The sequence below is a fragment of the Nonomuraea deserti genome (assembly GCF_004348685.1).
GTDB classification, from domain to species: Bacteria; Actinomycetota; Actinomycetes; order Streptosporangiales; family Streptosporangiaceae; genus Nonomuraea; species Nonomuraea deserti.
This window is the reverse complement of the sequence record NZ_SMKO01000089.1, coordinates 26,726-36,819: the sequence shown is the minus strand read 5'-3', so window position 1 is coordinate 36,819 and position 10,094 is coordinate 26,726. Positions and strand designations below refer to the sequence as shown.

Genomic DNA, 10,094 nt, shown 5'->3' with positions numbered 1-10,094 from the left:
CACCCACCCCGCCCGCGCGCCCGCTGTGTGCCTGCTGCGCCCGCTGTGCCTGCCGTGTGCAGCGTCCCCGTGCGCCGTGCCCGCGCCGCAGGGCCTCTGGCGGGGCCTCAGTGGGGTGTACGGGCCTCAACGAGGCGCTCGGGCTCAAAGGGGGGGCCTCCCGGTCCGAGCGCCGGTGTGCCGGGTGCTCAGCGCGGTGGCCGGGGTTCAGAGGCCGCAGAGTTCCTCGAGGGACTTGGCGTCGTCCCCCTTGCGCTTCTGGCTGTTCCTCGTCGGCGTCTGCGTCGGCTGGGCGGCCCGGGTCTTCGCCGGGTTGGACGTGGTGGTCGGCGAGGCGCTCACGTGGGCCGTCTGCGCCTGCTTGGCCGGCCGGAGCGAGGACGCGATCGCCTTGCGCGCCGCGGTGCGGATCTTCGCCCAGTCCGGGCTGCCCGGCCAGAACTGCGGCGGTACGAACTGCAGGCTGGTGATCTTGGCGTCCTTGACCTTGACGGCCAGTTCCACCAGCGGCTGTACGAGGTGCTGCGGGATGTTGGTGCGCGCCAGCCGCTTGGCCGCACCGGCGATCTTGGTGAAGTTGGTGAGGATCACGGCGGGCGTGGCCTGCTGGGCGAAGGCGCCGATGACGCAGCGCTGGCGGCCCATGCGGGAGAAGTCGTCGCTGTTGACCCGGGAGCGGCCGTACCAGAGGGCTTCCTCGCCGCTGAGCCGCCGGTAGCCGGCCTTGATCGTGCCCGCGGTGCCGTAGTGGCCGCCCCACTTGACGTCCTGCTCGACGCGGATCTTGAGGCCGCCGATGGCGTCGACCAGGTCCGCGAAGCCGTACATGTTCATCATCGCGTAGTAGTCGATCTTCAGGCCGAGGGTGTGGCCGATGGCGTCCATGAGGGCCCGCGGGCCCTTGTTCTTGCCGCCCATGACCTCGGGGTGGTCGTTGGCGTACTGCCACACCTCGTTGAGCAGGCCGCCGTTGGGCAGCTCGGCCAGGTAGCCGTTCGGGAACTGGTCGTGCAGCGGCGACGAGGCGGGGAAGCGTACGTGCTGCAGGTTGCGCGGCAGGCTGAACAGGACCGTGGCGCCGCTCCTGACGTCCACGCTGGCCACCGTCATGCTGTCGGTCCGCACGCCGGTACGGTTGCTCGCCGCGTCGCCGCCGATCAGCAGGAAGTTCACCCGTTCCTTGCCGTGCCAGGGGTCCTCGCCCTCCTTGGCCGCCGGGGGCACGTCGGAGTCGGGCGACGAGGGGAAGATGCCCTTGAGTGTGCTGCGGAACGTCATCACGGTGTTGGCGGTGAGGGCGAACGGCGACATGACCGCCACGCACAGCACGCCGACCACGATGCCGGTGATCATCTGGCCCTGCTGGTTGAGCCTGCTCGGGCCGAGCGCGATGTACGAGGTCACGAGCAACGCGAACCACGCCAGGGCAGCCAGCGCGGCGAGGACCATGATCGTCACCAGCATGCCGTCGCCGACGAGCGCGGCGGCGTTCTCCAGGTTGCCGGCGATGCTGAGCCCGTAGGCCAGGATGGCGAGCACCAGCACCGCGTACACGCTGACGAGCACCAGCCCGATACGGCGCTGCCCGGCCCGCAGGTGTGCGGCGCCGGGCACGATGGCGGACAGCGCGGTCCATCCGAGGACGGAGGCGGGGGTCAGCGGCTTGGCGAAGCGCGGCGGGGCATTGCGCGTTGTGGAGCCGGAGCCGCGAGGGGAAGCGGAACCTTGAGGGGAAGCAGAGCCCCGAGGGGAAGCAGAGCCGCGAGGGGAAGCAGAGCCGCGAGGGGAAGCGGAGCCGCTGGGGGAAGCAGGGCGTGGGCGGCGAGCCGGGCGCCGTTTCCTGCCTCCTGGCACGGTCTCTTCCCCATCCCGATTGCGCACACCCGGCTCCCTACTACGCCTACCAGGCAAAACTGACGTTTGCCCCCCATTGGGCACAAGATTGCCAGGATTCTAGTCCCCATACTCGGACAACAACGACATGTGCCCAACCTGAGATGAATTCCTCATTGACTTCAGGAGGTCGCTGAGGACGACGCCATCCACGTGTTGCACTGGTACGCCTTGCTCTTCGTCCAGCCCTGCCTGAACCACCGGTTGTTGTTGACCGGCTTGCCGTGGTCGCGCGGATAGCCCGGATGGTCGCCCACCTGGCCGTAGAACCAGAACAGCCGGCTCCGGTTGGACGTGCTCACCGGGTACGACGACGCGACCGAGCGCATCCACATGCCGCCGAAGCACGTGGCCTGCAGCTCCAGCCGCCTGCTGAGGGCGAGCTTGGCGTTCCTGTTCGAGGTGTCCAGCGTGGAGCGCCACCACGAGTTCATCAGGCCCGTGATGTTCTGCACGTGGTGGCCGTACTCGTGGGCCATCATGCTGATGATCCCGCCGTGCCAGGAGATGATCTGCCCGTAGCCGCGGGCGTTGCCGTTGCCCCTGGCCATGGCGGAGGTGGAGGCGTAGATCGTGTTGTTCTGCGGGCAGTAGTACGGCACGATGTTCCCCGGCGACGGGTAGTCGCCGCACGCGCCCCTGCCCCGCCTGGCGGCGATGGCGTATCCCGGCGGGCTGAACTCGATGCCCTGCTTCTCCAGGATGGGCTTCCACGCCCGGTCCATGCACTTGCCGGTCTTCAGGATCAGCGACTTGAGCTGGCTGTGGCTGAAGATGCTCGCGTTGCCCGCCGGGCATTTGAGCCTGGGCAGGATGCCCGCGCGATACATGGTGTTGTTCTTCAGGCTCGTGTTGAGCGTGACGGTCTGCCGCGGCTCCTGCTCCGTGTCCTCCGTCTCGCGCTCCGTCGGCCGGCTCGTGGGCTCGCTGGTGGTGGGTTCGTCCGTCGGCTCCTGCGTCCGCGTGCGTTCGGGGAACGGCTCGTCGTCGTCCGTGGCGCGTTCCGAAGGCTCGTACGTCGGGACCGCGATCGGCCTCGAGGTCTCCGACCGCGACGCGCTCTTGAAGAACGCCGCCCCCACGACGATCAGCACGAACAGCGCCGCCACCGAGCCGAGCACGGCGCCGATCACCCCGACGGCGCCCATGCCGGACTTCTTGCGCGGCGGCGGATGCGGCCAGCGCAGCGTCGGCGCCAGGGGAGGCGGTGGCGGTGGGGGCGGAGGGGGCGGCTGCCGGTGCGGCGGCTGTCCGTACGGTGGCTGCTGCCCGTACTGCCGGCCGCCCTGCGGCGGTCCCTGGTGGTAAGGGGTGCCCTGAGGGGGACGCTGGGGATGCTGCTGCGGGGGGCGCGGAGGAGGCGGTGGCGGTTGCTGCGGCGGGTGCGGGCCGCCCCCCTGCGGCTGCGGCTGGCGGTAGCCCGGTGGCGGCCACGGCAAGGACGGTGGCCGTTGTGGCTGCCCTGGCCCCTGTGGCGGGGGTGGATACTGCCCGTTCCCTGTCACCGTGTCTCCCCGTTCACGTGGTTGTCTGCTTTCAGTGGCTTTGCGCCGCGACTTGGCGGACCCTTGCCAAATTTGGGGCAAAAGCATACTGATTTCTCACCCGTCACGGATGTAGCGGTGCTCGGTTACGGTCCGAAATCATTCGAGGTGATCTCCGCTATCTTTCGGTTGCGACGGCGGGCGGTGTCCTAGCTTCTTTGGCATGAATCTCCAGCAGCTCCGCTATGTGGTCGCGACTGCGGAGCACCGCACCATGACCGACGCGGCAAGATCGCTCTACATCGCGCAACCCGCGCTGTCCCGCGCGATCCGCGATCTGGAGCGAGAGCTCGGCATGACGCTCTTCGCTCGCTCCGGCCGCGGCGTGGTCGTCACCGCGCAGGGTCGCCGGGTGGTCAAGCTGGCAAGGGAGGCGCTCGACGCGGTTCACGAGATCGAGGGACTGGCCAACCATGCCGGGACCACCGAGGCCGAGCTCCGCATCGCCGCCACACCCAGCCTCGAACCCGGTCTCGCGGGGCGGCTGTTGCCCGCCTACGCGGCCCACCACCCGGGAGTGCGCGTGCACATCGTCCGCTGCGACGGCCGCGACGGCGTCGTCAGCGCCATCAGGGATCAGCGGGCCGATCTAGGGCTCACCGATCTCCCCGTGCCCACCGACCTCATCACCCACCCGCTCGAACGCCAGGAGATCGTGCTGATCTCCCCGCCCGGGCTCGAACTCCCCAACCCCGTGCCGATGGGCAAGCTGAACGGCATGCGCCTGGCGCTGCCCGCCCGAGGCAGCCTGCGGCGCAGGGAACTCGACGCGATGTTCGGCAAGTTCGCGGTGACGCCCGTGGTCGTGCTCGAAACCGACGAGCGCAACGGCTGGCTCAACGCGGTACGCGCCGGCCAGGCGTCCCTGCTGTGGTACCGCGGCATGGCCGAACAGGCCGGTCGCGCCGGTCTGGTGGTGCGCTCGCTCGAGCCCGCCGTGCGCCGGGTCATCGCGGTCGTCCACGCCCGCCGCCGGTTGCCGCTCATCGCCCAGGACTTCCTGGCCACCGCAGAAAAGGGGACAGCCGCCTGACCACTTTCGGAACGCTCCATTTCCATCCACGTCCATCCGACAGGGCCCGGATCATCCGAGCCCGGGGGGCCCGGCGAGCACACCTCGCCATCGCAGGGCCCCTGAAGGCCGCAGACGTCGTCGTCGCCGGCCTCTGATCCCCCAAGCACCTCCCCGGAACCCCCGCCGGCGTGTGCCTTCCCGGCACGTGACAGACGCCGTCCAGGCAGTCCCCGGCGAAGAGCGTCCTCGCGTACGACGCGGCGCAGGGCTCCGGCAGGATCGCCCGCGCCGCCTGACACGCGCACCGAGCCCTCGGCAGGGCTGTGGCCGCTCAGGTCCGGCGGGCCAGGCCTAGCGGGACACCGGCAGCCGCACCACGGCCCGCAACCCCGGGCCGGCGTCCTCCAGCGAGACCGTGCCGCCATGCGCCCGCACGGTCTCGCGGACGATCGCCAGCCCGAGGCCGGCGCCGCCCTCGTCGCGGCTGCGCCCGGAATCGAGCCTGGTGAAGCGGTTGAACACCCGATCGCGGTCCTGCTCGGAGATGCCGGGGCCGTCGTCGGTCACCGTCAGCACGCCGTCGGCGGTCAGCGCCACCTCGATCTTGGAGGAGGTGTGGCGTACCGCGTTGTCCATCAGATTCGTCAGCACCCGGCTCAGGTCGAGGGCGTCGCCGCGCACCACGACCGGGTCGCACACCGTCAGCCGCGCCTCGCCGTACCGGTCGACGACCTGGCGTACCACGTCGTCGAGGTCGACGGGCTCGCGCCTGGCGGGCACGCCACCGCGCTCGTCCAGCCGGGCCAGCGCCAGCAGGTCCTCGGCCAGCCTGGACAGCCGCATCGTGTCCTCGAGCACGCCCTCGGCGGTCTCCTGCCAGTCCTGGCCGTCCGGATGCCCGAGCGCCACCTCCAACTGCAGCCGGATGCTGGCCAGCGGGCTGCGCAGCTCGTGGGCGGCGTCGGCGACCAGCGCCCGCTGGCGCTGCTCCGCCTCCTCCAGCCTGGCCAGCATGTCGTTGAGCGTGGTGGCCAGCGAGTGCACCTCGTCCCGCGACTGCGGCACCGGCAGCCGCCGCGACCTGGCCGTGTGCGTGACCTCCGAGGCGCCCCTGCGCAGGGCGGCGATCGGCTGCAGCGTCCGGCCGATCATCAGCCAGCTCGCCACCGCGAGCAGCACCACCAGCGCGGGCGTGCCGACGAACAGCACCCTCCCCGCCGTGCCGAGGCTCGTCTGGATCTCGCTGATGGGCCTGGCCGCCACCACGGTCTGGCCGCGGTCCGCGCGCAGCACGATCACCCGCAAGAACCCCGGGATCGCGTACGGCCGCCCGTCCAGCAGCGTGGCCTGCCCGTCCGCCAGCACCTTCTCCCTGGCCTCCGCGTCGAGCAGCGGCACCAGCCGGTCGGCTCCGTACGTGACGTGCGTGATCCGCCCGCGGTCGTCGATGACCTGCACGATCGTGCCGTCGTGGGTCGTGATCGGGCTGGTCAGCGTCCCGGCGTCGGCCGCCACGCGCACGGCCTGCGCCTGCGCCCTCGTCGACTCGTCCACGGTGTCGATCAGGGCCCGGTCGAGCACGCTGAGCAGCACCGACGCCGACACCGCGAGCGCCAGCGCCAGCACCGCGGCGGCCGCGACCGTGAGCCGGAACCGCAGCCCCTGCCGCCGCCACCAGAGCAACGGCGAGTCAGCCACCGTCGCCCGCCAGCCGGTAGCCGGCGCCGCGCACGGTCTGCAGCGCGTTCCTGCCGAAGGGGGCGTCGATTTTGCGCCGCAGGTAGCCGACGTACACCTCGACCACGTTGGGGTCGGTGTCGAAGGTGTCCCACACGTGCTCGAGGATCTCCGACTTCGACACCACCTCGTCCCGCCTGCGCATCAGGAACTCCAGCAGCGCGAACTCCCTGGGCGTCAGCTCGATCGGCCGCTCGCCCCGCTCCACCCTGCGCCGCGCCGGGTCCAGCGACAGGTCGCCCGCCGCGAGCACCGACGGCCGCCGCCCCGAGTCGCGCCGCAGCAGCGCCCGCAACCTGGCCACCAGCACCACGTACGAGAACGGCTTGGTCAGATAGTCGTCGGCGCCCAGGTCGAGCCCGTCGGCCATGTCGTACTCGCCGTCCTTGGCCGACAACATGAGTATGGGCACCCAGTTCTCCTCGGCGCGCAGCCGCTTGCACACGTTGTAGCCCGACAACCTCGGCAGCATGATGTCGAGCACCACGACGTCGTACTCGCCGTGCCGGGCGGCGTGCAGTCCCTCCTCGCCGTCGTGGGCGAGGTCCACGGCGAACCCCTCGGCCTGGAGCCCCCGCTGGAGCGCGGCGGCCATCCGCCGTTCGTCCTCGACGACAAGCACTCTCATGTGGTGATTCTCCTGTCCTCGGGCTGAGACGGAGCTGAGAAGGCTGAGAGCCGTCTCAGAAAGTCTCAGGTCCGCCTAAGGATGCATGACGCAGGCTCTGAGCATCGACATACGGTAAAGGAGTGAGATGCGCAGAGGAACGTACGTGAGGTGGGGGGTCCCGGTCGCGGCGGCGGCCGTCATCGGAGCCGCGATCGGCGCGGGCCCCGTGATCGCCGCCGTGAGCGGCGATCCCGTGCTGCCGGAGCGCTCGGCCCAGCAGTTGCTGGCCGACGCGGCGGCGGCCAACAGCAAGGCGGGCGGCGTCCCGCCGATGTCCGGCACCGTCCAGCAGACGGCGTCGCTCGGCCTGCCCGCGCTGCCGCAGGACGCCGGCACGTCGCCGCTCAGCCTGCTGTCCGGCTCCCACGAGGTGAAGGTCTGGTACGGCGCCCACGACAAGATGCGGGTGGCCATCCCGACCCAGCTGAACGAGACCAACCTCATCGTCAACGGCGGCCAGGGCTGGTACTGGGACAGCTCCACCAACACCGCGACCAGGCTGACGGTCAAGGAGGGCGCCGGCCAGGAGCACAAGACGCCGATGCCCCAGCCGACCGATCTGACGCCGCAGCAGGTGGCGGAGCGGTTGCTGGCCGACGCCGAGAAGTACACCGACGTCCGGGTGATCAACACGGCGGAGGTGGCGGGCCGCCCGGCCTACCAGCTCGTGCTGGCGCCCAAGGCGGAGGGCTCGCTGGTCCAGGAGGTACGCATCGCGCTCGACGGCGAGACGTACGTCCCGCTCCAGGTCCAGGTCTACGCCAAGGGTTCGGCTGAGCCGGCGTTCCAGGTCGGCTTCACGCAGGTGACGTTCACGCCGCCGGCGCCCGAGAACTTCGCCTTCACCCCGCCCGCGGGCGCCAAGGTGGAGGAGAAGACGCTCGGCGACCAGCCCGGCGAGCACGCGGAGGAGCGTGCCGAGAAGGCCGAGGACGTCAAGGAGCGCGTGAAGGTCGTCGGCGACGGCTGGGCGAGCGTGGCGGTCCTGCCGTTCGACCAGAAGGAGCTGGCGACCAAGGCCGCGGAGACGCCCGAGGACGGCGAGCGGTTCGGCGGCGGCGCCGACCCGAACGCGCTGCTCGACAGCGTGCTCAAGTCCGCCACCCCGGTGAGCGGCCCGTGGGGCTCCGGCAAGCTGATCAGGACCAAGCTCGTCACCGCCCTGCTGACCGACGACGGCCGCCTCCTGGTCGGCCCGGTCACCCCGGAGGAGATCACCAAGGCGGCGGGCGTCAAGTGACTGCCGTCACACAGGAAGCGGGGGCGCCTCTCGGGGCGGCCCCGCCCCCGGGGGACGGCTCCGGGGAGAGCGCCATCGTCACGCGCGGCCTGACGAAGCGTTTCCGCGGGGGCCAGGTCGCCGTGGACGCGCTCGACCTGGCCGTGCCCCGCGGCTCGGTGTTCGGCTTCCTCGGGCCGAACGGCTCGGGCAAGACCACCACGATCCGCATGCTGCTCGGCCTGGTCGCGCCGACGGCCGGCGACTACTCCGTGCTCGGCCTGCCCCTGGCCCAGGCGCTGCCGCGGGTCGGCGCGGTGGTCGAGGGCCCGGCCTTCTACCCGTACCTGTCGGGCGAGGCCAACCTGCGGCGGTTCGACGCCGCCGACCCGACCGCACGCGGCGCCACCGCCGGGCGGCGCATAGCCGAGGCGCTGGAACGCGTGGGCCTGTCGGCCGCCGCGGGCAAGCGCTACCGCAACTACTCGCTGGGCATGCGCCAGCGCCTGGCCATCGCCGCCGCCCTGCTCGGCCCGCGCGAGCTGCTCATCCTGGACGAGCCGACCAACGGCCTCGATCCGCAGGGCACGCGCGAGGTCCGCTCGCTGGTCAAGGAGATAGCCGCGGACGGCACCACGGTCTTCGTCTCCTCCCACCTGCTGGCCGAGGTCGAGCAGATGTGCACGCACGCCGCGATCATGCGGACCGGCAGGCTCGTGGCGCAGGGCACGATCGCCTCGCTCCGCAGCGGCCTGGTCGTCCGCGTCCGGGTGGAGACGCCGGACGCCGACGACGCGGCGCGGGTGCTCGGCGCGCTGGGCCTGGCCGACGTACGGCGATCCGGCGCGGAGGTCACGGCCGAGCTGGACGGGCGCGCGCCGGAGCAGATCAACGCCGCGCTGGTGGGGGAGGGCGTGGCCGTGCGCGGGCTGGCCGTGATCCGGCCCAGCCTCGAGGACGTGTTCGTCGGACTGACAGGGGAGGGCTTCGATGTCGACGGCTGATGCGACGGCTGGGGCGACGGCCGGGACGCGGGCCAGGCGCACGCCCGGGCTGGTGCCGGTGAAGGAGACCCTGCGGAGCGCCGAACGCCGGCCGCGGCATCCCGCCGAGCGCGGCACGCCGGCCGCCCGGTCGCCGTGGTCGTTCTGGCGGCTGCTCCGCTCCGAGCTGGGGCTGACCTTCCGCCGGCCGCGCAACCTGCTGATGCTGGCCGCGCTGGGCGTCGTGCCGGTCGTCATCGGCGTCGCGCTGCGGGTCGTGGCCGGCGAGGACGGCATGGGCGGGATCATCGAGGACGTCGCGGGCAACAGCCTCATGCTGACGTTCGTCTCGTTCTCGTTCCTCGTGCTGCTGCTGATGCCGGTCGTCGTCAGCGTGGTGGCGGGCGACTCGATCGCGGGCGAGGCGGGGGCGGGGACGCTGCGCTACCTGCTGGCCGCGCCGGCCGGGCGCACCCGGCTGCTGGCCGTCAAATATCTCAACGCGGTCGTCTTCGCGTACGCCGTCACCGCAGTGGTGGCGCTGTCGGCGCTGGCGACCGGGCTCGCCCTCTTCCCCGCCGGGGACGTGACGCTGCTGTCGGGCACCACGATCTCGATGGGCGAAGGGCTGCTGCGCATCGTCATCGCCGTCGGGTACGTGGGCGCGGGCATGGCCGCCCTGGCCGCCGTCGCGCTGGCCCTGTCGACCTTCACCGAGGTGTCCATCGGCGCCATCGCCGCCACCATCGTGCTGATCATCGTCTGCCAGGTGCTGCGCGCGATCCCGGAGCTCGGCGAGATCACGCCGTACCTGCTGCCGACGCGGTTCACGAACTTCGACGCGGTGCTGCGCGACCCCGTCGACACGGCGGCGCTGGGGGAGGGGCTGCTGGCGTTCGGGGCGTACATCGTGCTGTTCGGCTCGATCGCCTGGGCCAGGTTCTCCGGCAAGGACATCACCTCCTGACACCGCGCCCGGCCGGCCGCTCCCGCGGCCCGAGCCGGGGCGCCCTTCGACGTGCCTGCGCCGGGC

8 protein-coding genes are annotated in these 10,094 nt (G+C 71.6%); 4 read left to right on the top strand and 4 right to left on the bottom strand.

Annotation, left to right across the window (positions count from 1 at the left end; translation table 11 throughout):
* Window positions 1-207: 207 nt before the first annotated feature.
* Window positions 208-1,614 carry an LCP family protein gene (locus E1292_RS28080; RefSeq protein ID WP_246090382.1) on the bottom strand — a complete coding sequence of 469 codons (1,407 nt, stop codon included), beginning with the start codon at window positions 1,612-1,614 and terminating at the stop codon, window positions 208-210.
* A 401-nt stretch (window positions 1,615-2,015) separates the two neighbouring features.
* Window positions 2,016-3,041 (bottom strand): neutral zinc metallopeptidase, encoded by a 1,026-nt coding sequence (locus E1292_RS28075; protein WP_246090381.1) that lies wholly within the window; start codon window positions 3,039-3,041, stop codon window positions 2,016-2,018.
* Between the two features lie 559 nt (window positions 3,042-3,600).
* On the opposite strand from E1292_RS28075, the gene E1292_RS28070 reads away from it, so the two are divergent.
* Entirely contained in the window at window positions 3,601-4,470 is an 870-nt protein-coding gene (locus E1292_RS28070) for a LysR family transcriptional regulator (protein ID WP_132515594.1), read from the top strand.
* 333 nt (window positions 4,471-4,803) lie between these two features.
* Here E1292_RS28070 and E1292_RS28065 read toward each other — a convergent pair whose 3' ends face one another.
* Window positions 4,804-6,150 (bottom strand): sensor histidine kinase, encoded by a 1,347-nt coding sequence (locus tag E1292_RS28065; RefSeq protein WP_132598226.1) that lies wholly within the window; start codon window positions 6,148-6,150, stop codon window positions 4,804-4,806.
* Complete coding sequence (locus tag E1292_RS28060; protein WP_132598224.1) at window positions 6,143-6,817, bottom strand: response regulator transcription factor; 675 nt, start codon at window positions 6,815-6,817, stop codon at window positions 6,143-6,145. The genes E1292_RS28065 and E1292_RS28060 overlap by 8 nt, the downstream gene beginning before the upstream one ends.
* A gap of 145 nt (window positions 6,818-6,962) precedes the next feature.
* On the opposite strand from E1292_RS28060, the gene E1292_RS28055 reads away from it, so the two are divergent.
* Genes E1292_RS28055 through E1292_RS28045 form a run of 3 tightly spaced genes read left to right on the top strand, consistent with a single transcriptional unit; the run spans window position 6,963 to window position 10,028 of the window.
* Window positions 6,963-8,099 carry a LolA family protein gene (locus tag E1292_RS28055; protein ID WP_246090380.1) on the top strand — a complete coding sequence of 379 codons (1,137 nt, stop codon included), beginning with the start codon at window positions 6,963-6,965 and terminating at the stop codon, window positions 8,097-8,099.
* On the top strand, window positions 8,096-9,082 hold the full coding sequence (locus E1292_RS28050; protein WP_132598220.1) for an ABC transporter ATP-binding protein: 987 nt from the start codon (window positions 8,096-8,098) through the stop codon (window positions 9,080-9,082). Before E1292_RS28055 ends, E1292_RS28050 begins: the two co-directional genes overlap by 4 nt.
* Window positions 9,069-10,028, top strand: coding sequence for an ABC transporter permease (locus tag E1292_RS28045; RefSeq protein ID WP_132598218.1), 960 nt, complete (start codon window positions 9,069-9,071; stop codon window positions 10,026-10,028). Before E1292_RS28050 ends, E1292_RS28045 begins: the two co-directional genes overlap by 14 nt.
* The last annotated feature ends 66 nt before the right edge of the window (window positions 10,029-10,094 follow it).

Excerpts from the sequence above, each read along its gene's own strand:
- E1292_RS28075 (WP_246090381.1), bottom strand. The coding sequence starts at position 3,041 with ATGGGCGCCGTCGGGGTGATCGGCGCCGTGCTCGGCTCGGTGGCGGCG.
- E1292_RS28070 (WP_132515594.1), top strand. The coding sequence starts at position 3,601 with ATGAATCTCCAGCAGCTCCGCTATGTGGTCGCGACTGCGGAGCACCGC.
- E1292_RS28060 (WP_132598224.1), bottom strand. The coding sequence starts at position 6,817 with ATGAGAGTGCTTGTCGTCGAGGACGAACGGCGGATGGCCGCCGCGCTC.
- E1292_RS28045 (WP_132598218.1), top strand. The coding sequence starts at position 9,069 with ATGTCGACGGCTGATGCGACGGCTGGGGCGACGGCCGGGACGCGGGCC.